This is a genomic window from Shewanella sp. GutCb (genome assembly GCF_002836135.1).
GTDB lineage: Bacteria > Pseudomonadota > Gammaproteobacteria > Enterobacterales > Shewanellaceae > Shewanella.
The window spans coordinates 250,079-272,576 of record NZ_PJBL01000003.1 but is presented as its reverse complement, the minus strand read 5'-3'; the positions used below and the strand labels follow the sequence as shown (position 1 = coordinate 272,576).

The 22,498-nt window shown below is 44.1% G+C and carries 22 protein-coding genes; 12 read left to right on the top strand and 10 right to left on the bottom strand.

From position 1 onward, the window contains the following. Positions 1 to 43: 43 nt before the first annotated feature. Positions 44 to 1,531 (bottom strand): carboxypeptidase M32, encoded by a 1,488-nt coding sequence (locus CXF86_RS04490; protein WP_102038437.1) that lies wholly within the window; start codon positions 1,529 to 1,531, stop codon positions 44 to 46. 116 nt (positions 1,532 to 1,647) lie between these two features. Between CXF86_RS04490 and CXF86_RS04485 the strand changes: the two genes are divergently transcribed. From CXF86_RS04485 to CXF86_RS04475, 3 genes are all read left to right on the top strand, one after another. Continuing rightward, positions 1,648 to 2,196: a DsrE family protein gene (locus tag CXF86_RS04485; protein WP_257985290.1), complete on the top strand. Its 549-nt coding sequence runs from the start codon at positions 1,648 to 1,650 to the stop codon at positions 2,194 to 2,196. Positions 2,197 to 2,348: 152 nt separating this feature from the next. After that, a complete protein-coding gene (locus tag CXF86_RS04480; protein WP_102038436.1) occupies positions 2,349 to 2,972 on the top strand; it encodes an OB-fold-containig protein in 624 nt (207 codons plus the stop codon). A gap of 773 nt (positions 2,973 to 3,745) precedes the next feature. Next, on the top strand, positions 3,746 to 5,584 hold the full coding sequence (locus tag CXF86_RS04475; RefSeq protein WP_102038435.1) for a S8 family serine peptidase: 1,839 nt from the start codon (positions 3,746 to 3,748) through the stop codon (positions 5,582 to 5,584). A gap of 65 nt (positions 5,585 to 5,649) precedes the next feature. Here CXF86_RS04475 and CXF86_RS04470 read toward each other — a convergent pair whose 3' ends face one another. Together CXF86_RS04470 and CXF86_RS04465 are read right to left on the bottom strand one after the other, a co-directional pair. After that, complete coding sequence (locus CXF86_RS04470; protein WP_102038434.1) at positions 5,650 to 6,297, bottom strand: DUF2913 family protein; 648 nt, start codon at positions 6,295 to 6,297, stop codon at positions 5,650 to 5,652. A 90-nt stretch (positions 6,298 to 6,387) separates the two neighbouring features. Next, a complete protein-coding gene (locus tag CXF86_RS04465; protein ID WP_374702322.1) occupies positions 6,388 to 7,029 on the bottom strand; it encodes a peroxiredoxin-like family protein in 642 nt (213 codons plus the stop codon). Positions 7,030 to 7,236: 207 nt separating this feature from the next. Here CXF86_RS04465 and cyaB point away from each other — a divergent pair, with 207 nt between their 5' ends. Beyond that, positions 7,237 to 7,788 carry a class IV adenylate cyclase gene (gene cyaB, locus CXF86_RS04460; RefSeq protein WP_101097988.1) on the top strand — a complete coding sequence of 184 codons (552 nt, stop codon included), beginning with the start codon at positions 7,237 to 7,239 and terminating at the stop codon, positions 7,786 to 7,788. A gap of 177 nt (positions 7,789 to 7,965) precedes the next feature. Next, entirely contained in the window at positions 7,966 to 8,349 is a 384-nt protein-coding gene (locus CXF86_RS04455; RefSeq protein WP_101091241.1) for a VOC family protein, read from the top strand. A gap of 177 nt (positions 8,350 to 8,526) precedes the next feature. Here CXF86_RS04455 and CXF86_RS04450 read toward each other — a convergent pair whose 3' ends face one another. Together CXF86_RS04450 and CXF86_RS04445 are read right to left on the bottom strand one after the other, a co-directional pair. Then, complete coding sequence (locus CXF86_RS04450; protein ID WP_101091242.1) at positions 8,527 to 9,825, bottom strand: DEAD/DEAH box helicase; 1,299 nt, start codon at positions 9,823 to 9,825, stop codon at positions 8,527 to 8,529. A 305-nt stretch (positions 9,826 to 10,130) separates the two neighbouring features. Then, complete coding sequence (locus CXF86_RS04445) at positions 10,131 to 11,918, bottom strand: aminopeptidase P family protein (RefSeq protein ID WP_102038433.1); 1,788 nt, start codon at positions 11,916 to 11,918, stop codon at positions 10,131 to 10,133. 288 nt (positions 11,919 to 12,206) lie between these two features. On the opposite strand from CXF86_RS04445, the gene CXF86_RS04440 reads away from it, so the two are divergent. Continuing rightward, positions 12,207 to 13,400, top strand: a complete 1,194-nt coding sequence (locus tag CXF86_RS04440) for an MFS transporter (RefSeq protein ID WP_102038432.1) — start codon at positions 12,207 to 12,209, stop codon at positions 13,398 to 13,400. Positions 13,401 to 13,924: 524 nt separating this feature from the next. Then, positions 13,925 to 15,142, top strand: coding sequence for a M24 family metallopeptidase (locus CXF86_RS04435; protein WP_102038431.1), 1,218 nt, complete (start codon positions 13,925 to 13,927; stop codon positions 15,140 to 15,142). A gap of 82 nt (positions 15,143 to 15,224) precedes the next feature. Here CXF86_RS04435 and CXF86_RS04430 read toward each other — a convergent pair whose 3' ends face one another. From CXF86_RS04430 to CXF86_RS04420, 3 genes are all read right to left on the bottom strand, one after another. Then, positions 15,225 to 15,695, bottom strand: coding sequence for a BamJ family beta-barrel-assembly machinery protein (locus CXF86_RS04430; protein ID WP_101091246.1), 471 nt, complete (start codon positions 15,693 to 15,695; stop codon positions 15,225 to 15,227). Between the two features lie 90 nt (positions 15,696 to 15,785). Beyond that, complete coding sequence (locus CXF86_RS04425) at positions 15,786 to 16,409, bottom strand: DUF1294 domain-containing protein (protein ID WP_102038430.1); 624 nt, start codon at positions 16,407 to 16,409, stop codon at positions 15,786 to 15,788. A gap of 11 nt (positions 16,410 to 16,420) precedes the next feature. After that, entirely contained in the window at positions 16,421 to 16,756 is a 336-nt protein-coding gene (locus CXF86_RS04420; protein WP_102038429.1) for a winged helix-turn-helix transcriptional regulator, read from the bottom strand. Between the two features lie 113 nt (positions 16,757 to 16,869). On the opposite strand from CXF86_RS04420, the gene CXF86_RS04415 reads away from it, so the two are divergent. Beyond that, positions 16,870 to 17,631, top strand: a complete 762-nt coding sequence (locus tag CXF86_RS04415; RefSeq protein ID WP_102038428.1) for an SDR family NAD(P)-dependent oxidoreductase — start codon at positions 16,870 to 16,872, stop codon at positions 17,629 to 17,631. 33 nt (positions 17,632 to 17,664) lie between these two features. After that, positions 17,665 to 18,321 (top strand): cupin domain-containing protein, encoded by a 657-nt coding sequence (locus CXF86_RS04410; RefSeq protein WP_102038427.1) that lies wholly within the window; start codon positions 17,665 to 17,667, stop codon positions 18,319 to 18,321. A gap of 18 nt (positions 18,322 to 18,339) precedes the next feature. Here the strand turns inward: CXF86_RS04410 and CXF86_RS04405 are convergent, their stop codons facing one another. After that, complete coding sequence (locus CXF86_RS04405; protein WP_101091251.1) at positions 18,340 to 18,633, bottom strand: ArsR/SmtB family transcription factor; 294 nt, start codon at positions 18,631 to 18,633, stop codon at positions 18,340 to 18,342. 127 nt (positions 18,634 to 18,760) lie between these two features. Beyond that, positions 18,761 to 19,252 carry a hotdog fold domain-containing protein gene (locus tag CXF86_RS04400; protein ID WP_101091252.1) on the bottom strand — a complete coding sequence of 164 codons (492 nt, stop codon included), beginning with the start codon at positions 19,250 to 19,252 and terminating at the stop codon, positions 18,761 to 18,763. Positions 19,253 to 19,420: 168 nt separating this feature from the next. Between CXF86_RS04400 and CXF86_RS04395 the strand changes: the two genes are divergently transcribed. The 3 genes from CXF86_RS04395 to CXF86_RS04385 all read left to right on the top strand — a co-directional run bounded on the left by CXF86_RS04395 (position 19,421) and on the right by CXF86_RS04385 (position 22,496). Next, a complete protein-coding gene (locus CXF86_RS04395) occupies positions 19,421 to 20,338 on the top strand; it encodes a polyprenyl-phosphate transporter (protein WP_101091253.1) in 918 nt (305 codons plus the stop codon). A 201-nt stretch (positions 20,339 to 20,539) separates the two neighbouring features. Continuing rightward, entirely contained in the window at positions 20,540 to 21,496 is a 957-nt protein-coding gene (locus tag CXF86_RS04390; protein ID WP_101091254.1) for a YbgA family protein, read from the top strand. A 16-nt stretch (positions 21,497 to 21,512) separates the two neighbouring features. Beyond that, positions 21,513 to 22,496: a MerR family transcriptional regulator gene (locus CXF86_RS04385; protein WP_102038426.1), complete on the top strand. Its 984-nt coding sequence runs from the start codon at positions 21,513 to 21,515 to the stop codon at positions 22,494 to 22,496. Positions 22,497 to 22,498: the final 2 nt, after the last annotated feature.

The window sequence follows — 22,498 nt, the reverse complement described above, 5'->3', positions numbered from 1 at the left end:
CACTTCCTATTACCGGGTAAGCTGGATCATTACTCTTCAGTCGCTATGCACTGTAGCGTTGGATTAAGTGTTGCTTAAAGTGCTCTGGGTTGAGGTTTTCACCAGTCGCTTGCAGTGCCAATTCATCGGTTGTGAGTAAACTCCCTTTAGACCAAATATTGTTGTTGAGCCAACCCATGATTGATGAAAGCTCTCCCTTGTTGATCAGTGTTTCAACCGAGCCCAATTGTTTCTCCATTGCGACTCTAAACTGAGCAGCATACATCGCGCCTAGCGTATAGCTTGGGAAATAACCCATTTCACCTACAGCCCAATGAATGTCCTGCATACAGCCATTTTTATAGTCGCCATCGGTATTAATTCCCAATAGTGATTGCATTTGTGCAGACCAGAAATCAGGCAAGTCAGCGACGGCAAGCTCGTTAGTGACTAAGGCTTTCTCTGCTTCAAATCGGAGCAAAATATGACATGGGTAAGTCACTTCATCAGCATCCACTCGGATATGACCTGGCGTGACGCGAGAATAGATGTTGAGCAGTTGTTCATGGCTGAGATTGCAATCTAGATGTTGTGTTAACTTAGGCTGCAGCTGCTTTAAAAATGCAGCACCTCGCCCTAATTGCATCTCACAGAATAGGCTTTGGCTTTCATGAATAGCCATCGAGCGAGCAAGCCCAGCGGGTTGCCCACGCCATTCAAGAGGTAAGCCTTGCTCATATTTTGCATGACCCGTTTCATGAACTACGCCCATTAATCCACTGGTGAAGTCAGCTTCATCGTAACGCGTCGTTAGGCGCACATCACTGGCTACACCACCGCAAAAAGGGTGGCTGCTGGTGTCTAATCTACCGTGGTTGAAGTCAAACTCAAGTAAGGTCATTACATCTCGACTGAATAGAGCTTGAGCTGCACTCGCAGTATGGGGGATAGCATAATGAGGTTGGTGTTTCTGTTTGTCTTGGACCTGCTCAATTAAGCCCGGTAGCCAACTTTTTAGCCCGCCAAATATCTGCTCTAATCTGGCTGACGTCATACCGGGCTCAAACTTATCTAGCAGCGCATCATAAGGAGAGATATCGAGTGCTGCCGCGCGGATCTGAGCTTCTTCTTTGGACAGTGCTAATACATTTTCAAGATTGGGTTTAAATCCTTGCCAATCGTTTTGGTTACGCTGCTCTCGCCAAGCTTGCTCACAGTGGTAAGCGGCTTTTGTTTTTGCTTCAACCAGACTGCCAGGCACAATATTGGCTTGCTGGTACTGGTAACGGATCTCTCTTAGGTTGGCTTTTTGCTGCCAATTAAGGTTTTCTAATTCAGCTTCTGCAATGGTGTGCGCTAGCATCGGCGCCGTTTTTAGTGAGTGGATATGTTTGGCTAGTTCCGCCATTGCTGCACCTCTGGCTTCACCTCCGCCCGTAGGCATCATTGCCGCTTGATCCCAATCGCCGAGGGCGCTTAAATGTTCAAAATGGCTAATGCTCTGAAAGTGTTCACAAAGAAGTGCATAGTGCTTGTGTGCAGATTGATTCATAAGAGTCAGCTGATAGTGATTAATTTAACTATGCTAGCACGATATAAAGCGCTAAATAAGCGTGATTTACGGCAGAGTTTTATCAACCAAATAGCTAATGACGAGGGAGAGACAAAATGAAAATACAGCAGAGTGTTTATTTTCTTAGCGGATTTTTTTTACTGTGTAGTTTTAATCTTATGGCGGGCAGTGACGCCTTTAAACCAGGACCCGTACTGACTCAGTATGGAAAAATTGCAAAAGTCGAAAGTCGTTTGATGATCCCTAAGGATATGCAGATGAAAGTGGTATTCGATATGAGTACAGCGGCAGAACCCGGTAAGGTTAACCGCAGCCTAGATACGCTGGCGAGGTTTATTAATATGCATGTTAGTGAGGGAGTACCGTTAAAGAATATTGAGTTAATGATGGTGGTGCACGGCAGTGCGGTCGCTGACTTTACTGATAATAAGTTTTATCAATCTCATCAGTCAAAGCCCAATGGCAATACTGAATTAATAAGTAAGCTTGCCAAACTTGGCGTTCATTTTTACGTTTGTGGTCAAAGTGCGGCGTATCATGATGTCTCTTCGGCGCAATTATTACCGGGTGTGGATATGGCATTGTCTGCCATGACGGCTCATGCAATTGCTGCCCAACAAGGCTATAGCTTGAATCCTTTTTAAGTGTACATTATTGTGTTTGGCTATCGGATAAAGTTTGATATGCTCAAACACTTCATAATTTATACTAATTATGAAGTTAAGCCACATTACAGGGCATTGACGCCCTGCGCCGCATAGGATGATGCGGATAAATTGTGTTCATGGAGGATTTAATGGTTTCAATTCTATTAAGCCAAGATAATTTACCTTATACCATTTCGCTGTGTATCGTATTTGTACTCGGAATTGTAGAAAGCTTATCTCTCGTCATTGGTGCCAGTTTCTTAGGCTTACTTGATGATTGGACACCCAATGACAGCAACGCCGATATAGCAGCTGTTAGCGGCCTTGTTAGTTGGTTGTGCATTAACCGGCTGCCGTTACTCATTTGGTTAGTCTTAGCGCTATTAAGCTTTGCGATTGCAGGATTTTCATTTAACTACTTATCTCTGAGCTGGTTCAACAGCTTGCTCCCCCAATTTGTCTCGTTGTCCATTTCTTTGATATTAATGGCGTTATGCTGCCACTTTTTCGGTGGAAAACTGGCTGATATTTTGCCAAATAATGAATCTTTGGCTGTATCGGTTGAAGACCTTAACGGCTGTGTTGGCACGTTGACGACGAGTAAGGCGGTGCAGGGGAGTCCGAGTGAAGCCGTGGTTAAAGATGACTATATGCAGCAACATTACGTGTTAGTGGAGCCTGAGAGCGATGGTGTCGAGTTTCCGACAGGCACGCAAGTGGTGTTGCTGAAAAGAAAGGGACAAGTGTGGAGCGCAGCGAAACTTGAATCTTAACGAGTATGTTGAACTTAAAAGGAAGTTCCCCTTCCTATGACATGTCCTAGAGTGGATCTCGCGCAAGGCCTCTTAATCCCGCATATCCAATCAATAGCGAATTGAGTATATCGAGCAGTGGCAGAACTCAAAGTCGTTAATGGCTTCCACCTTCCCAGCGTCTTAGTATTCATAACTGAATGGCTCCGAAAACTGGCATTAATTTATATACCCATTCTACGATGGGTATGCTTTTTATATTAAGAGTGGGGCTTACTCTACATTATTGATTTTACCAAGGGAGCGACCATTACTTGCAATCAATGCTTTGATTAAACCCCATTAAACTCCCACTGAATCCTGCATCTTCAGGTAGAACGGATATAGTGCAGTGATAAGATAGTGTTTCACCTCCTCAGCCCCTCTTAAAGTTTAACGGCTAAATAAGTGACTAATACTTTTTTGATAGGTATAAATTCAAAAATAGTATGTTGAATTTATAGTCATTAAAAGTACGCTTTATCTGCAGTTAATATATTTATCCTTACATTAATAGACTGAAAATTATTAATAAAGTCATCTGGGTAGATGAATCTGTTCTACAAATTCTATTCATAAAATGCGCACTGACAACCTTTACCTTTGTTAATGAGTTGTTGCATCTAAATCCTTGTGCTAGGTTTTATAAACCCGCTTAGTGGCTCCCACTGCCAAGTGGAGCGTTTGTAGTTAAAGAATCTAATAATTAATTGGGCCACTAAAGAGCCCTTTGTAAACCTTTCGGAGCGACATTTATGAAATTGACAAAAATTGCAGCGACCTTAATAGCACTTTCTGTTGGCGCGTCAGCGGCAGTAACAGCAGGTGAGCGATATGTTATTCAAGTGGATAATAGCAAAAAGGGTGTTGTTAAAGCATTGGCAAAGAAGATGGGTGGCGAGTTAAACCTCGATGGTAATGGGTTTATTGCGGCAACATTTTCAGGTAAAGATCTCGCACAAGTGAAAGGTTTACTCAATAACCCACATATTAAGTTAGTCGAGGTGGATCAACGTCGTTCATTGATGTCATTCAGTGATAGTGTTGGTAACCCAATGACAGAGCAAATCACTCCCTACGCAATTGATCAGTCTAACGTGAACGATATTGCTTTCGATGCCAGCGCTAGCACCAATAAGAAGGTGTGTATTATCGATTCTGGTTTAGATCGATCTAACAATGATTTCGATTGGAATAATATCGATGGTGACAGCGACAGTGGTACAGGAAGCTGGGATGAAAATGGCGGACCACACGGTACTCATGTCGCGGGCACCATTGGTGCGGCTGATAATGGTTTCGGTGTTGTCGGTATGGCACCCGGCATTGAGATGCACATTATCAAAGTATTCAATGCCGATGGCTGGGGTTATTCATCTGATCTCGCTCATGCCGCAAACTTATGTAGTGCCGCTGGTGCCGACATTATTAGTATGAGCTTGGGTGGTGGCGGTTCAAATTCAACAGAATCGAATGCGTTTCAATCTTTCACTGATGCGGGTGGTCTTGTAGTTGCGGCTGCTGGTAACGATGGCAACAGTGTACGCTCGTATCCTGCAGGTTATCCTTCGGTGATGATGGTTGGCGCTAATGATGCCAATAACGATATCGCTGATTTTTCACAGTTTCCAACTTGTACAACTGGCCGAGGTAAGAAGCAGAAAACGGATACCAGTATTTGCGTAGAGATTGCAGCAGGTGGTGTTGATACTTTATCGACTTACCCAGCGGGTATGGCAACAGCCTCAAATATGACCGTGGATGGTACTGCATACTCAAGTTCTGCAATGGAGAACGCGGGTTCAATAGACGGGAGTGTATTTTTCATGGACACTGCCGAAGCAACAGATGGCGGGGCTAACGGTATGGTGTGTATGATCGACCGCGGCGTTATCTCTTTCCACGATAAAGTGCTTAATTGCGAAAACTCAGGCGGTATCGGCGCCATTATTATTAATAATGAGCCGGGCATGCTTTATGGCACATTGGGTGACACCAATGCGACTACAATCCCCGCCGTTGGCGCAGCTTTTGAAGACAGAGCCGTTCTCATTGCAGCAAGTACTGCTGATATTGCTATTGGCAGCTCAGATTATGGCTTTATGAGTGGTACCTCAATGGCAACGCCTGCCGTATCGGGGATTGCAGCGCGAGTGTGGTCTAACCATAGTGAATGTACTGGAACTGAAATTCGCGCCGCACTGAATGCATCTGCGATGGACGGTGGTGCAAATGGCCATGATGTGTATTTTGGTCACGGTATTATCGACGCAGCGGCGGCGGACACATATTTGACCGCTAACGGATGCGCTGGGGGCGATAATGGTGGCGGTGGAGATCCAGGCACTGGCGATGGCCTAAGTGTCACAGAGACTCATTATAAGCAAAGAGGCATTAAGTATGTCGATCTTAGCTTTAGTGGCGCAGCTGGCAATAGTGTTGATGTTTATCGTAATGGAAGCATTGTTGGTACTTCTTCAAGTGACGTTACATATACTGATATTATTTCGACCAAAGGTGGTAGTACTTACATCTATAAGGCATGTGATACTGGCACCACAACCTGCAGTGTCGATGTTAGCGTAACATTCTAAATAGCCCCTAGTTAGAAAACAAGAAGGCCTGCGTTAGCAGGCCTTTTTAATGCAGTTTGTGGAGACTAAGAATCACTTAATGGTTGCAATATGGTGAGCGCAGGTTGCACGTTTTTAGGCCAAACTCGATAAGTCTTATGGTGCTTAATCAGTGAGGTCTTTTTGTTTCCAGCGCTTAACAGTAGATTATGTTTATAGGCGATCTCAGCAAAAGCTTGCTCGGGTGCGCGCACATAAAAAGTTATAGGTTTTATCAGCTCGTCGCCATCAATTCGTTGGGTAAATTGTTCATCTGAGATGATAAGGCTGCAGTTGCCGTCACTATTAAGTTTGAGCTTTTTAGTCACTTCTTGGTCGGTAATAATCAGCCAATCACTGCTTTCTAACTCTGCCAGCATCGCCTTTAAAGATAAGCCTAGACCCTGCTGTTTATCGGCAATATAAGTGTACTGCTGGCTAATTTTTTGCAGCAGTAACTTTAGCTCTGCGTTCGCGCCCATGCTACGGGCTTGTCGGATCCAAAAAGTAAGATCATCAGCGAGCAGTTTTGAATAGCTACGTTTTTTAAGCGCGGTAACCATCCAACTGCATAAGAAATGGCTTTCACCTGCTGGGGTCTTTAGGCTACTGCTAGTGTCTGCTGATTCAGCCAGCGCGGCTAGGCCTGCGTTAGCAAAAATAAGAATGGCTTGGTTATAATTGATATCGGACATGAGATCTCCGCCGTGAAAGTGAGTATAGAGGACGGCGGAGGCATTATACCTAATATAAACGACTATGCCTTAATATAGCCGTACTTTGATTTACTTAAGTGCCAGTTTTGCTGCTGTAACAATCAGTTCAGGCGCAGGACGAACTTTAAAGTTAGGGTTTACGTATTGGAAATGCACCAATCCTTTAGCATCGCTGATATAAACGGCAGGGACCGGCAGTACTAGCCGTTTTTCGCCCTGTGGAGTTTGCCATAGATCATTTTCAAGTTTCATTTTACTCATATAGCGTTCAGTAGTTTTAGCGCTGGTAAAGTAGGCTAAACCAAAGGCTTTAGTGGTCTCTAAACTGGCATCAGACAACAGTGTGTAAGTAAGGTCTTGCTTGGTCATTGATGCTTTGAGTTTTTCAGGTGTATCAGGAGAGATGCCAATTAATTGGTAACCCATTTCGAGTAGTTGTGGCTCTATCGCCTGTAGTTGACCCATTTGTGAATTGCAAAAAGGGCACCAGCCACCACGGTAGAAAAAGATAATTGTTGGTTTACCCGCAGTGATCTTAGCGATATCGACGCTAGCCCCATTGAGGTCTTTGAGCGATGCAGACGGAATGGTTTGGCCATTCATTAAAGGCATTACGCTTAATTCGTCGGTCGCGATAGGTTTAGCTAATAGGGGTAAACTAAACAACAATATTGACAGGGCAGTGAAGGTCTTTTTTAACATTATTATTATACCTTTGAATTTAGGGGTTACTAACTTAATAACACTAGACCTTGAAAAGCGCCAATAACTTTCATTGTTGTGGAAAGGCGATAGGAACCACAAATACATCAAGCTGCACCTTACTTTTTAAGAACAGTCATATCAAAATCTAAAATAATTAAATAGAATCAGATGATTAATACGTTAATCTATCCATTTTTATAAGTAGTAATTACCATGACAGAACATTTCGAAGGCAAGTTTGAAGTCGAGTTAAAATATCGCATAGCATCTAAATCTCAATTTTTAGTGACATTGAATTCAATGGAGCATGAAATCATGCTTCAAGATAATCTAGAATCTGATTGTTATTTTGATACTTCTGAACAGCAGCTTCTAGCGGAAAATAAAAGCCTTTGTATTCGTGAAATGGAGCCATCAGGAATTAAGCTTTGGATAGTTAAAGGACCTGAAGCCGACCGTTGTGAAGCGACAAATATTACCGATGCTAATAAAGCAAAAAGTATGCTTAAAACAATGGGCTATCATGTTGTTTTGGCGATGAAGAAAACACGCAGTATTTATTTTGTTGGTAAGTTTCATATGACTGTCGATAATCTTGATGGGTTAGGTGACTTTGCCGAGTTTGCTATTATGACTGACGAGGAGAGCTTACTCGAAAGTTATAGGTCTGAATTGATTACTTTAGCAAGCAAGTTTGGTCTGAGTTCGACGGATTTAGAGCATCGTTCATATCGAAAAATTTACTCAGAAAGTCTTACGGTATAACAAAGCAATCAACACGATGCAGACTACACTCGGCATAGAGTATCATTGGCTTGGTCATTAAAGCGTTCAGCACAGGTTATTGCCGCGTACAGCAGCAAATCAACGTTACTCATAGACATCGATATGTGATCCCTCTAAATTAGATTGAAAATTTCAAAGTAACCTAAAAGGAAGTGTATGTTTAGCCATCTAATGATTGGTACAAATGACGTAGCTCGTTCAAAAGTATTTTATGATGAGATCATGAAGGTGCTTGGTTACAGCGAGGGTGTCATCGATGAGAAAGGGCGTTGTATGTACTTTAGCCCATCAGGTGTGTTGGGTTTGACGAAACCAATAGACGGTGAAGAAGCGAGTCATGGAAATGGTATGACGATTGGTTTTCTCGCGGACAGTCCTGAAGTTGTTGATGAATGGCATCGTGTGGGGATGGCAAATGGCGGCATTGCAATAGAAGAGCCTCCTGGCGTTCGTGGAGCTGGAGAACGTAAATTGTATCTTGCTTACTTGCGCGACCTAGACGGAAATAAAATATGTACGACGCATTTTCTGCCAAGTTGAGCCTGCGCTATAACAAATCTGTTTAAGCTGACAGCCAAAGCGATTAAGCATCATTATCTGCTGACAATTATCTATCGCAGCTGAATTCCAACAATACGATGATACAATCAAAAAAGGCACCCATAGGTGCCTTTCTGTTTATAAAATAATGTTAAATTAGTACAGCTCGTACTGAGATTATTTTATCTTTTTAATTTTAGCAGGTGAGGCATTTTTGACCTTAACTCGGCGACCTTGCATGTTCTTCTCGCCTATCACCTGAGCGCCTGCGTTATCACTGCGCTGCTGTTTTTTCGCGAAACTACGGCGAGTTTGCAGATGCTTGATCAACACGTCGCGGCTACCCACTTCGTATCCTGGGATCGTCACACGACGTAGCTTCTGACCAATTAATTTCTCAATGTCGTGCAGAGTACGTTCCTCTTCACGGCTCACAAATGAGATCGCCACACCTGATTTACCGGCACGACCTGTTCGACCAATACGGTGAACGTAATCTTCAGCCAAGAAGGGTAAGTCATAGTTTACGACGTATTCAAGACCTTGAATGTCGAGTCCACGAGCGGCAACTTCAGTTGCAACCAATACGCGCATTTTGCCCTCTTTAAATTCGCGTAAAGAGCGACGACGGGTACCTTGGGTTTTCTCACCGTGGACAACGGCAGTAGGAATACCATCAAGGTTAAGTTCTTTTTCTAGCTTATCAGCAGCATCACGAGTCGCGGTAAAGACCAAGACTTGCTTCCAGTTTTTCTTACCAATGAGTTCTGACAGTAACTCACGCTTACGGCGTTGCTCTACAGGATAAACCACTTGGCTTACGGTATCGGCGGTAGTGTTTTGCTTATCAGCTGTAATGATAGTTGGTTTTACCATCATCTCGCTAGCGAGTCGTTTAACCGGAGCAGAAAAGGTCGCTGAAAACATCATATTTTGACGTTTGCTATTCACTGCTTGTAGCAGTTTTTGGATTTCAGCGCTAAAGCCCATATCTAACATTCGGTCAGCTTCATCGAGTACCAAGAAGTCGACATTAGACAAGCTTAAGTTACAGGCGGTGAGATGCTCAAGTAAGCGGCCTGGAGTAGCGATAATAATGTCTACGCCGCGCTTAAGTTTAATCGCTTGGGTTTCCATCTTAACGCCGCCGAATATGGTGGCGACATTAATGTCTAAGTATTTAGCGTAATCATTCACATTGTCGGCAATTTGCGACGCAAGTTCACGCGTTGGGGTTAAGATCAGCGCACGGGTATTTGAGCGTTGAGTGTCGCTTGGGTTATCAACCATTTTTTGCAAGATGGGTAATGCAAAGGCCGCCGTTTTACCGGTACCGGTTTGTGCACTGGCTAATACATCTAGGCCACGACGCACTGCTGGGATTGCTTGCTGCTGAATAGGAGTCATTTTTTCATAACCACATTCAGAGATAGCACGTAAAATCTCGGGAGCAAAACTAAAAGATTCAAATCTCATTATGAGGGGTCCTATAATCTACTATTCAACCGCTAGCGTACAGCGCTAACGCCTTGTCTACCATTAAAATGGCGGTGGCGGAGTATAGCAAACTTTCGCTTAGAACCTGCAGTTTTTTTATTACTTCATTTGGCAAATTATGCTGATGGCATGAACGATACAGCCCATTTTGTCGCGGCTGGGTTTCTCAATTCGAAGCGCATTGAGTAGATAGGAGTTAATCGCTTGAATTACTGATGAATGTACAGAGATTACATTTGCAATAAAGCAGCGTCGAAACGCTGCTTTATTGATAAACGGCGACTTTAGATTGCCGCAGTGACTTTATTTAGCCAAGTTAGATCATCACCGTGCATATGCGGGCTGAGCTTTTCACGCACCTGTTGGTGGTATTGATTAAACCAGTTGAGCTCAGTGCTTGTGAGTAAGTCTTTATCAATGAGGCGTGCATCCATGGGGATAAAGGTGAGTACTTCAAACTCAAGCATGTCGCGTTCAGCGTTGGCTAATGCCACTGATGGTCTTACCGTGACGAGGTTTTCGAGACGAATACCAAATTCGTTAGCACGGTAGTAACCTGGCTCGTTAGATAGCACCATACCGGCGACTAAAGGCACAGGAGTTCTATTTTTACCGATACCTTGCGGCCCTTCGTGGACACTTAAGTAATGACCAACGCCATGACCAGTGCCATGATCAAAGTCGAATCCGTACTGCCATAGATATTGACGTGCAAAAGAATCTAGCTGCTGTCCGGAGGTGCCTTGTGGGAACTTAGACTGGTCGATGGCAATGTGCCCTTTAAGTACCAGCGTGACCATTTTTCTCTGCTCAGCGGTAACATCACCAATGGCAATCGTACGAGTAACATCTGTGGTGCCGTCTAGGTACTGAGCTCCAGAATCGACCAGATAGATACTGTTCATTTCCATCTGTGCAGGTGTGCCATCGTTATGGTTGTAATGGCACATTGCGGCGTTAGCGCCAGTGGCTGAAATAGTATCAAAACTCGGCTCTTGATAAAGCGGGTCTTCAAGACGGAAGCTTTCCAGTTTATCGGCTAACTGACCTTCATCATATAAACGCTCAGCGAGGACTTCGCTATCTAGCCAAGCAAGAAAACGGCTAACGGCAACACCATCACGAATGTGGCAGGCTTTGATCCCGCTCAATTCAGCCTCATTCTTTTTTGCTTTAGGCAATGCAACGGGATCTGCACCGGCAACAAGCTCAGCGCCTGCGTTCTTGGCGGTTATCTGTAACCAGGCGTTAGTGGTGTCTGGGCTGGCGAGCACTTTTTTGCCTGACAGTTTAGCCAGTTCAGCTTCAAGGTCGGTTTCTGTCTTAAAGCTAACCCCGCTGCCCACATGGTGCTCGATACCGTTTGGTAGTTTGGTTACATCGGTAAATAACACCATATCGCCGTTAGCATGCAGTAAGGCTGTACCCAGGACGACAGGTAAGCGTGGTACATCTTTACCACGAATGTTGAGCAACCAGCAGAATGAATCTAAGGCGGCAATAATGGCAACGTCAGCGCCTTCAACTTTAACTGCAGCGCCAATCGTGGTGCGTTTTTCTAAACTACTTCGGCCTGCACTTTGCTCGCTAAACGCCATGATCGGTTCGTTTGAAGCCTGTGGTCTGTCGCTCCAGTTAAGATCAATTGGATTGTCCTTTACAGCGACTAATTCGATTTGTGCTTTATTCAAGGTAGCTTGCGTACTGTTGAACCATGAAAGCGTGTGCAATCTGGCATCAAAACCAACACTGGCTTTGGCATCAAGCTTCTCTGTGAGCCACTGCGCTTGCGGAGTCTCGTGCAAACTGAGGTATTCAAATAATTCGGCATCGACTTGTTGGCGAACCTGCACGGTGTAACGACCATCAACAAAGATTGCAGCTGTGTCTTTTAATACAATGATCATGCCTGCTGAACCGGTGAATCCGCTGGTCCACAACATCCGTTCATTGTGAGCGGGAACATATTCTCCCAAGTATTCATCTGCGCGAGGAATAATAAAGGCGTCGAGATTAGATTTAACCATTTCGCGGCGAATAGCACTTAAGCGGGCGGCAATAGTAATAGACATGATGACTCCATAATTAAGCACTTGAGCGGCAAGGGTAAGGTTGGCTGAAGGCTGTTAAATGTGTACTTATTTAGCGCGGAGGTTATCACAACTTGAGTCGGCAAGGGCAGCAGCATTTAGCGATCTTGTAACCTTCCATAGGAACGTTCCGGTCTATCAAAGGTTTACAGAGGTGAGTTGCAAGGTCATTCGTGCGACTATGTTATTAACAAAAGCGATAATTATCACTTACGCTAACGGCTATGTCCGTTACAGTGTATGGATGTAGCGAAAGGATAAGAACGAGTTATGCCATTTAATGTATGGGTACTGACACTGGCGCAAGCGTTTGCGATGAGTGCAACACCAATGATGATGTTGTTAGGCGGGATAATTGGTGCTGATATCGCACCATCACCTGAACTGGCGACATTGCCGATTGCGTCGATGGTGGTGGGGGTAGCGCTATCGGTATTACCTGTCTCTAAGTTGATGCAACGTTTTGGTCGAAAGCCTATCTTTATCTCTGGAGCATTGATGGCAGCTACGTCAGGAATGTTGGCGGCTTATGCAACATCTAAGCAAGATTTTGTCCTATTTTGTTTAAGCGGTATGTTATTGGGATCGGCGGGTGCCGTGGTGCAGCAGTATCGCTTTGCGGCAATGGAGTCGGTGTCTGAACAATTAGCGGCTAAGGCGGCTTCGCGGGTATTACTCGGTGGTCTTGTTGCGGCGATAATAGGGCCTGAATTGGCCGTGCTTGGTGGCGTGATATCAGATCAGGCCTATGTGGGGGCTTTTTCATTTTTAACTATCGTTAGCCTGATAGCCGCCACTATTTTATGTTTCTATCGAGAGCCTAAAATCGATCGCAGTTCAAGCCGTAAGGCGACTAAAGCCACCGGACGCCCGCTTGCCGTTATCTTGACTCAACCTAAACTGTGGGTAGCGATAGCTGGCGCCACGCTGGGTTACGCCATGATGAGCTTTGTGATGACGGCAACGCCACTGCATATGCATCATATCGAGCATCATTCGTTGGCCGATACCAAGTGGGTTATTCAAAGTCACATCATCGCGATGTATCTCCCCTCGCTTATCAGCGGGGTGTTAGTCGCGCGAATCGGGGTATCAAAAATGATGCTGTTAGGGTTGTTGGCTTATGTGGTCACGATCATTACGGCACTGCTTGGGCGGGAGCTATTGAATTATTGGGCCGCTTTAGTATTGCTCGGCATTGGTTGGAACTTTCTATTTGTGGCGGGCACCGCCTTGTTGCCTCGTTGCTACAACACTGATGAGCGTTATAAAGTGCAAGCGTTTAACGATACCTTTATTTTTGGTGCTCAGGCAATAGCATCGCTCAGCGCTGGATGGGTTATTCATGCACTTGGCTGGGAAATTCTATTGATAATTTGTTTGCCTGTTATCGCCGCTCAATTGCTATTAATTGCTTGGTGGAAGCTCTCTAAAAGCCGAATGTTGCAGAAAGAACGCTTATAAATTGAGTTAGTTCTTAGCTGTAAAATGCACTCTGTTGGCTAACGAGACACAACTGAAGTGATTCTTTCTATTTGATTTAATTTATTTTTTACTTTAACAAACGTTATCGGAGGAGTTGATACAAACATTAGCCTTGTTAGAGGAGCTATTGTCGCTCTTTTTTTTATTGATGAGATTAACGACTCACTTGAAAGGTTCATCTACTGCAATACAGCTCATCACTTCTAATTATTCCAATGTTAGCTTTTTAGCATGGTCCCATATTTATCTTTTATTGTTTTTCAAGACAGCTACTTAGTAAGTATTTATCAATTACAGTTAATTAGTACTGACGTTTTGTATATTTTATGCTAGAAAGTGTGACAGATATATCGACGTAGTCTTATGGCGTATAAATAGGCCGTATAAAAAGCTGTAACGGTCGAGCCAATGGGCTGAATGCGTAATTCATCAGATATTTGATTAGGCTTATTGTTGGCTTTAACCAGGTATAAGAGTTTAATTTTTAAAGTAAGGGTAATGAAATGACAATAGGTGTAGGTGGTTCAACCGCAGAACAAGAGTTAGCCAAGCTGACTGATATGACCCAAGGCGCAGCGCCAATTACTCATGCAGAATATTCGGCACGCATTGCTAATGCGCAGGCGATTATGGCAGCCGAAGGTATTGCAGCAATATATATTAATGCGGGTACAAACCTTTACTACTATACGGGCACACGTTGGTATGCCAGTGAACGTATGGTGGGTGCCATTATTCCTGCTAAAGGTGAACTTGAGTATATTGCGCCTGCTTTTGAGGTTGATACGCTACTGGGTTATATGACGATTAAAGGCAAGGTTAATACTTGGCTAGAAGATGAAAGCCCTTTTGAATTGTTTGGCAATACATTAGCAGGTATGGGCATTGAAGCAGGCGATGTGGGCATCGACGAATCGACCGCTTTCTTTATCTCTGACGGAGTCCGTCAAGCACACCCACAATACAATTATGTCAGTGCCAAGGCGGTAACCGCAGGTTGCCGTATGATTAAATCAGCGCCTGAACTGAGCTTATTACAGCGTGCTAAAGACTTAACACTAGAAGTACACAAATCGGTCGCACGCATACTTCGAGAGGGCATTACCACTACCGAAGTTGAAGCTTTTATTAATGCTGCACACATTAAAGCCGGTATTCCAGCTGGCTCGTATTTTTGCATCGTATTATTCGGTGAAGACAGTGCTTATCCGCATGGGGTTAAATCTCCTAAAGCGCTAGACCTCAACGATACAGTATTGATTGATACGGGTTGTCAGCTATTTGGTTATAATTCTGACATCACCCGTACCTATGTTTATGGTGAGCCAAGTGCACGCCAACGTGAGCTATGGCAGTACGAGCAAGATGCGCAAATAGCCGCGTTTGATGCCGCTAACATTGGCGTGTCATGTGCAAGTGTTGATCGTGCAGCGCGCGATACTTTAGAAGCAGCAGGTTTTGGCCCTGGTTATAACGTACCCGGCTTGCCACACCGTACTGGTCATGGCATTGGTTTAGATATTCATGAATGGCCGTATTTAGTCCTTAACGACCACACTCCACTCGCGGCAGGTATGTGTTTTAGTAATGAACCTATGTTATGCGTACCGGGTGAGTTTGGTGTTCGTCATGAAGACCATTTTTACATGACAGAGCAAGGCGCTGTTTGGTTTACCAAGCCTGCTCACTCAATCGATGATCCGTTCGGTTACGAAGCGTAAGGCCGCTTTTTAGAGGCTAAAAAAAGCTCGAATGTTTGCACATTCGGGCTTTTTATTGTCTTTATACCGCTAATGATGCGATCTAGTCGATGCTGATAAGCTCTACATCAAAGATAAGTGTTGAACCGCCGCTAATTTTGCCGGCACTGCGATTACCGTAGGCCAATTCACTGGGAATAAAGAAGCGAGTTTTCTCACCAACAACCATAAGCTGTACCCCTTCAGTCCAACCCTTAATCACGCGGTTAAGTGGAAAGTCGATAGGTTCGCCACGCTCAACTGAACTATCAAATACAGTGCCATCGATAAGTGTGCCGTGGTAGTGAACCGTGACGGTATCACTCGCCTTTGGATGAACAGTGCCATCACCGGCGGCCAATACTTGATATTGCAGGCCTGAGGCGGTTGTTGATACGCCCTCTTTTAACTTGTTTTCAGCAAGAAAGGCATTGCCTAGTTCAATATTTTCTTTTGACACTTTTTGGTTATTCATTGAGGTAAAGAAGTAAAAAATCACGCCGGCAATGACGACTACCGCTAATATCATTTTCATATTAATTCACTTTGGTTGAGTTTGTTTGAGTTAAATTCAGCTTGATTGCAATCATATAGACTCGATACCCACAGGTAAATCTACAGTCGTTTAGAGCATGCGCTGGATCTGTTGAAAATGCTCAGCGCCCTGTGGCGTAAAGAGAACGATGTAGCTAACGCCAATGTTAAGCAGTATGGTTAGCCATAACAGCACTTTAAACGGGGTTTTAGCTGACTTATGCCTAAGAAGTTGCTGCGCAATCAGGGCGCCTGGCCAGCCACCAAGCAGGGAAAAAAGATGTAATGTTGATTCCTTAACACGCCAGCGCTGTTGGCGTGCGGCGCGTTTATCCAGTGCATAGGCAATAAATGTCATACTAGACATTACGAGCATGTAGATAAGCGCGGTTAGCGGCAGTAAACCAAATTGATAAAGTACGATTGCGCTGATGATGGCAGTGATAGCAAATAGACTGACCATGCTTAATTTAGCGGAACGCTTAGCCATTTTTGTCGTGCCCGCGGCTTTCCCTATGATTTTAGCCATACTGACTTGCGACTTGCCCTTACTATTTTTAGTATTCTTGAAACTAATGATATCGCCATTTTTAGGGCGTTGAACTTTTGATTTGAAACTGGATACATGTACAAAAATGTCATTACTGCTGTTGGCTTGGGTTATAAAACCAAAGCCTTTTGCATCATCCCATCGGGTCAGTACGCCTTGTTGCATGGTGTCCTCTTCTAGTTATCTATCTCAAGTTGCAGTGACTCTAAGTCTTTTAAAATGCGCACAAACTTTTGCCCAAAGTCGGTCACGTTATATTCGACTCGTGGTGGGATCTCTGGGTAGCTGACTTTCTGCAAAATACCAAATTCGATATTGCGTTTTAAGCACTGGTTCAAGACTTTTGTGGTTAAACCCTCTACCGATTTTACCATCTCGCCAGGACGATTGATGTCATCTTCCAGCAGCTGATAGACCGTTAGTGACCATTTACAGCCGACAATCGTCTCTACCATTCTTGCTGTTTTAGCTGGTCCAGATTTTCTTGAAATTAATTTTTCTTTTAGATTCATAAATATGTACCAAAAAGTACCTATGGTACTAATTTGTGCTTACTATTCAGACATATATTCATTGTTTAAGGTTACCACACTAAATCAGATGAGTGAGCCTTATGAGTAACAAGATGAATGATAAAAAACTAGCCATCGTAGTCGGTGGATCAAGCGGCATCGGCCTGGCAACGGCTAGGCTGCTGCTAAAGCAGGGGGCAGATGTGATTATCATCGGCAACAATGTAGATAAACTCAATATTGCCGCCGCGCAGCTATCAGCTTTGGGCACCGTAAGCACAATACAAGCTGACCTGCAGCAGGCGACCGATGTAGAGCGATTAGCCACAGCGTTAAGCACACTTGAGCGTAAAATAGATTACTTAGTGAATGCGGCAGGTTACTTCAACCCAAAACCCTTCTTAGCGCATTCCTCTGCTGACTACGATATTTACATGCAACTCAATAAAGCTCTGTTCCAAGTGTCGCAAGTGGTTGCGAGTAATATGCAGTTGCACGGTGGCGGCAGTATCGTCAATATAGGGTCTATGTGGGCTAAGCAAGCGGTTAAAGCCACGCCATCATCAGCATATTCAATGGCCAAAGCTGGATTACATGCACTGACACAACATATGGCGATGGAGCTGGCTGATAGCAATATCCGTGTGAATGCTGTTGCGCCAGCCGTGGTTAAAACACCCATCTATGCGGCGTTTATTAAGCCTGAAGAGTTGGACGAGGCTATCTCGGGATTCGATGCTTTTCACCCTATTGGTAGAGTCGGTACTGCAATTGATGTCGCGCAAACGATTGTGCATCTATTATCAGATCAAGCTGCGTGGGTGACTGGGGCTATTTGGGATGTCGATGGCGGCGTTATGGCAGGCCGTAATTAATCGTTATTTGAATAAAACGTTTAGGAGCTATTGATGTTAAATATGGACTTAAGTCAAAAAGTGGTTATTAAAACCCAAGAATCACCTTGGTTAGACAGTCCTTCTCCTACGGTATTTCGTAAGCCGCTTGAACGCGCTGCAGCAGAAAGTGGCCATACGACCAGCATCGTTAAATATCAAGCTGGTGCTCGCTTTAAGCGTCACTCCCACTCTTATGGTGAAGAGATTTTAGTGCTGGAGGGAGTTTTCTCTGATGAGGAGGGTGATTATCCAGCGGGCACCTATATTCGTAACCCACCGGGGAGCGCTCATGCGCCGTATAGTGAAGATGGCTGTGTACTGCTGGTTAAGTTAAATCAGTTTGATAAACGTGATTTAAAGACCGTCAGGGTGAGCACTCAGACTCATGATTGGCGTCAAGGAATGGGCGGTTTACAGGTGATGCCTCTGCATGAGTTTGAGCATGAACATGTGGCATTGGTAAAATGGCCTGCCGGAGAGCGTTTTCAAGTACATCGTCATTTTGGCGGCGAGGAGATCTTTGTTATTAGCGGTGAGTTTAACGATGAGCATGGCACTTACCCGCAATACACTTGGCTGCGGAGCCCACATATGAGTGAGCATTTTCCTTTTGTTGAACAGGACACCATTATTTTTGTCAAAACGGGGCATCTCTACCTTGCTGAGTAAGTGTTAACTGCTCAGTGCTTAACATTTCTCGTCGGTACAACACTCTTCTTGCAGAAATGAAATTAGCCCGTCTAAGCAATCAAATTGAGGGATACAATGCAACACTCGTCCCTCTCTTTGCTGCTTCACGAGTCCCGCAGACATTAAGCTTGAGAGGTGATGTGACAAGGTTGAATTAGGGATCTGTAATGTTTCTTGCAGTTGCCCGACTGGTAAGCCTGCATATCCCGCTTTTACAAGACAGCGAAACAACGTCAATCTCGTTGGGTGTCCAAGTTCTTTTAGTGCTTTGGCCGCGACGTCAATGTTCATAAGCTCAATTCAGTTGGTTTACGCTAGACACTTGATTGAAGTGTCTATGTTTCGGTAATTACCGAAATAATAGCAGGATATACTCGGCCAATGAAGGGTTATTTCATTCGCCGGCGATTAAGGCGCGTTATTTTCTCGGTGGTTTCTCTGAGATCCATAATTTAATCGATCCCCGCACCACAACTACACCTTCTGTGTCGTAAGCCGTGACAGCGACTAACATATCACCCACAGCCCATTGCTCAGGCGTAACTTCTGCCACACAGGTGATGTCGCTACCCGCTTTAGCGGTGTAATCAACACTCATCCCCTTTGGGATCCAGCGTAAATGGTTTGGAATAGAGGCTTCGGCCATCGTGCCCATCGCCATCTCAAGGCCGTTACAGATCGCTATAACATGTACCGTTTTAATATGATTTTGAACTGATTTGCGTTTTTTAATGAGACAAACGCATTTATTCACTTTTAATTCACTAATAAAAGGGTTAACTGTACCGAAGTAAGGCGCCATTCGGCAGACCATGAGTGAAAATATCTTATTGCCAAAGGGCAATCGGGTCACACGCCTGTAGAGTGACATCACTTTTGTCGGCTTGTTGTTGTGGACTGAGTTGCTCATCTTCTTCCTTGTGAACCTTTACTGGTCGGATGAGATTAACATTGAATTAACATCAATTACTAGCGTCAGATTATATACAAAGGGAAATGGCAAACTTCATTTCCCTTTGTATGGGATTGAGACGTATAATTTTGCGGGTAATTAGTTTTGATTGAATTAGGGAATAAAGTGAATTATTTAAAGACCTACCTTAAAGGGATGGCAATGGGCGCAGCAGATGTTGTACCGGGTGTTTCGGGCGGTACTATCGCCTTTATTACAGGTATTTTAGATACCTTGCTAGAGAGTATTGGCAGGATCAGCCCCTCTTTGATTTCAATTATTAGAAAACAGGGTGTTAAAGCGGCTTTTTCACATATCAATGGGCCTTTTTTGGTCTGTGTTTTCGGTGGGATCCTAACCAGTATTTTTACCTTGGCGCGGCTAATTACTTATCTGCTGCATAACCACCCCATTCCTGTTTGGTCTTTCTTCTTTGGGCTTATCCTTATCTCAGTCGTACATATGCTCAAGCAGGTCAAAGGTGTTACAGCGGCAAGAGTGGTGTTATTTGGCCTAGGTTTTGTTATCGCATGGGGGATAACCATGCTAAAGCCTATTGCCCTTGAAATGACCTACTTAAATGTATTTTTTGGTGGCTGTATCGCGATTACAGCGATGATTTTGCCGGGGATCTCAGGGAGCTTTATCTTATTGCTATTGGGGTTGTATACCTCGGTTATGGGCGCGGTGAAGAGTTTTGATATAGGCATTATAGTCACCTTTGCTGTAGGCGCCGTTATTGGGTTATTAAGCTTTAGCCGGGTGTTATCGCTATTGCTACGTAAATACCATGACGCAACGTTAGTGTTTTTAACCGGGTTAATGCTGGGGACGTTAGGTAAGATCTGGCCTTGGAAAGAGGTGCTCAGTTTTCGAGAAAACTCTAAAGGAGAGATGGTGCCGCTGGATGAACGTATCCTATCGCCATTGCAGTATGAACACCTAACGGGACAAGCGTCATTGCTTACCTATGCCGTTATCGCCATGTTAGCCGGTATCTTAGTGGTATGGGGTTTAGAACGCTTTGCTAATAAAGAACGTTAAGAAGGATTGTAAATAAAGAGCGCTAAGAATAAGGCTAACAAACTCAAATCTGCTTATTAATCAATAAAAACGCCAGCAATTAGCTGGCGTTTTTATTGCCAAAATTCAAAGGAGTGCCATACTGAATTTCACACTTGTACAAAAAAGTGATCCTTGTACAAGTATGCTGCGTAATGACTTCAAAATTAAGGGAGTAATATCATGAGCCATTTTAATTCAGACAAAATTCAAATCGGGATTAGCGCCTGCTTACTTGGAGAGAAAGTCCGTTTCGACGGCGGACATAAAGCATCAGGCTATTGCCGCAAAGAGATAGCCCCTCATTTTGATTATGTCCCTGTATGCCCTGAAATGGCGATAGGTATGGGCGCGCCAAGAAAGTCGGTTCGACTTGAAAAAGACGGTGACGTTATTTATGTTAAAAGTGCCGATGGCTCAATTGATGTTACCGATAAACTAAATGAATTCAGCACAAAAAAAGTGGAACAACTTGGCTTTTTGGGGGGGTACATTCTGTGTGCTAAATCGCCAACGTGCGGTATGGAACGTGTGACGGAATACAAGCTCGGGACTAATAATGGCTGGAAATCAGGCATTGGCGTTTATGCGCGTAAGTTGATGGAACGTTACCCTCTATTACCTGTTGAGGAGGAGGGCAGGCTACATGATCTGGTTATTCGTGAGAATTTTTTCACTCGCGTTTACGCATATCATGATTGGCATTGCCTGCAGGCGTCTGGTTTTACTAAGAGTAATGTCTTAAATTTCCACGTGCGTTATAAATACATGCTAATGGCGCATAGTCCGAAACTGTATCGCGAGCTGGGACCGTTACTAGCGGATATGACCGGTGATTTAGAGAAAATTGCTGAAGAGTATTTCACTGGCTTTATGCAGATCCTTAAGATTAAAGCGACTCGAAAGAATCACACCAGTGCGCTACAGCACATGCAAGGCTACTTTAAAAAACACTTATCGAGTGCGCAGAAAGAGGAACTAGCTGAATCAATCTTAAAGTATAACCAAGGTTTGCAACCCATCTTGGTACCAATGACCTTGATTAACCATTATATCCGTGAGTTTCCAACGCCTTATATTGAGAATCAAGTCTATCTGAATCCGCATCCAGAAGAGCTTAAACTGCGTTACGCGTACTAAGTTAGCGGGCACAATTATGACTCAGGTTAAGCCTTTCATTGCGGAAGATAAGTGGCTCACTATAGGTGAAGCCGCTGACCGTACTGGGGTTAATCCAGTGACATTAAGAGCGTGGCAACGCCGTTATGGTTTAGTTGTCCCTAAGCGAACAGTAAAGGGGCACCGGCTTTATAGCCACGCACACTTAATGCAAATCGAAGAGATCCTTTATTGGCTCAATAAAGGGGTCTCTATTAGTAAAGTAAAACCCTTTCTTAAGGCTTCAGTTATCAAAGCGGCGGCCAAACCTCTGGCTAACAATACCTCGCTGAGTGCTGTTGAGATGAGTTTTTGGCAGGGAAATATCATCTTTCTGAATCAGTGCTGTATTGATTTTAATGCCACTGACTTACATAAAAAATTAAACGTATTAACAGCGCTCTACCCATTTAGCGTTTTAAAAACATGCCTTTACTGGCCCTGGTTAAGTGGACATGAAGCAACGATGGGAGAGCGAAAGGATGCTGCAAGTATTCAAGCTTGGCTCAGTAATGAATTGGCAGCCCATTTTTCGGCGCGGCGGTTGGCATTGCTACAAGAAGATAGCTTAGCCATGACGCTATTGGTCTGTATTGGCAAGGAACCCCATTGGAGTCCATTGATGTTTTCTGCTGAACTGAGTGCCTATAAAGTGAAACATCAACAGATTAATATTACCAAGGTTAGTGAGTTGGGGTTTATTGCTCAACGAATACCCTCGAGACAGATACTGCTGATCGCTCACCCCCAGTTTAATAATGTCGATACACGAGAGTTTGAGCTGCTGATGCAATCCAACCTTGGCAGTATCAATCTGGTGGGGATCTATGCCAAAAGCGTGAATCAACGCTTGGGCCTAAGTCATCTCAGTATTAAAGACATTGTGGCTAAGGATGGGGTAGCGAATAGCATTGTTGATACCGATATCGAAATAATGACACCGAACAATGAGACAAGATTAAGTGGAAACAAGGATGACTAATT

Bases quoted from the DNA above. Each gene is read 5' to 3' on its own strand.
- CXF86_RS04470 (WP_102038434.1), bottom strand. From the start codon at position 6,297: ATGTCCGATATCAATTATAACCAAGCCATTCTTATTTTTGCTAACGCA.
- CXF86_RS04455 (WP_101091241.1), top strand. From the start codon at position 7,966: ATGTTTAGCCATCTAATGATTGGTACAAATGACGTAGCTCGTTCAAAA.
- CXF86_RS04435 (WP_102038431.1), top strand. From the start codon at position 13,925: ATGACAATAGGTGTAGGTGGTTCAACCGCAGAACAAGAGTTAGCCAAG.
- CXF86_RS04440 (WP_102038432.1), top strand. From the start codon at position 12,207: ATGCCATTTAATGTATGGGTACTGACACTGGCGCAAGCGTTTGCGATG.
- CXF86_RS04405 (WP_101091251.1), bottom strand. From the start codon at position 18,633: ATGAACATTGACGTCGCGGCCAAAGCACTAAAAGAACTTGGACACCCA.
- CXF86_RS04390 (WP_101091254.1), top strand. From the start codon at position 20,540: ATGAGCCATTTTAATTCAGACAAAATTCAAATCGGGATTAGCGCCTGC.
- CXF86_RS04480 (WP_102038436.1), top strand. From the start codon at position 2,349: ATGGTTTCAATTCTATTAAGCCAAGATAATTTACCTTATACCATTTCG.
- CXF86_RS04415 (WP_102038428.1), top strand. From the start codon at position 16,870: ATGAATGATAAAAAACTAGCCATCGTAGTCGGTGGATCAAGCGGCATC.
- CXF86_RS04425 (WP_102038430.1), bottom strand. From the start codon at position 16,409: ATGCAACAAGGCGTACTGACCCGATGGGATGATGCAAAAGGCTTTGGT.
- cyaB (WP_101097988.1), top strand. From the start codon at position 7,237: ATGACAGAACATTTCGAAGGCAAGTTTGAAGTCGAGTTAAAATATCGC.
- CXF86_RS04490 (WP_102038437.1), bottom strand. From the start codon at position 1,531: ATGAATCAATCTGCACACAAGCACTATGCACTTCTTTGTGAACACTTT.
- CXF86_RS04400 (WP_101091252.1), bottom strand. From the start codon at position 19,252: ATGAGCAACTCAGTCCACAACAACAAGCCGACAAAAGTGATGTCACTC.
- CXF86_RS04430 (WP_101091246.1), bottom strand. From the start codon at position 15,695: ATGAAAATGATATTAGCGGTAGTCGTCATTGCCGGCGTGATTTTTTAC.
- CXF86_RS04485 (WP_257985290.1), top strand. From the start codon at position 1,648: ATGAAAATACAGCAGAGTGTTTATTTTCTTAGCGGATTTTTTTTACTG.
- CXF86_RS04450 (WP_101091242.1), bottom strand. From the start codon at position 9,825: ATGAGATTTGAATCTTTTAGTTTTGCTCCCGAGATTTTACGTGCTATC.
- CXF86_RS04420 (WP_102038429.1), bottom strand. From the start codon at position 16,756: ATGAATCTAAAAGAAAAATTAATTTCAAGAAAATCTGGACCAGCTAAA.
- CXF86_RS04385 (WP_102038426.1), top strand. From the start codon at position 21,513: ATGACTCAGGTTAAGCCTTTCATTGCGGAAGATAAGTGGCTCACTATA.
- CXF86_RS04410 (WP_102038427.1), top strand. From the start codon at position 17,665: ATGTTAAATATGGACTTAAGTCAAAAAGTGGTTATTAAAACCCAAGAA.
- CXF86_RS04475 (WP_102038435.1), top strand. From the start codon at position 3,746: ATGAAATTGACAAAAATTGCAGCGACCTTAATAGCACTTTCTGTTGGC.
- CXF86_RS04445 (WP_102038433.1), bottom strand. From the start codon at position 11,918: ATGTCTATTACTATTGCCGCCCGCTTAAGTGCTATTCGCCGCGAAATG.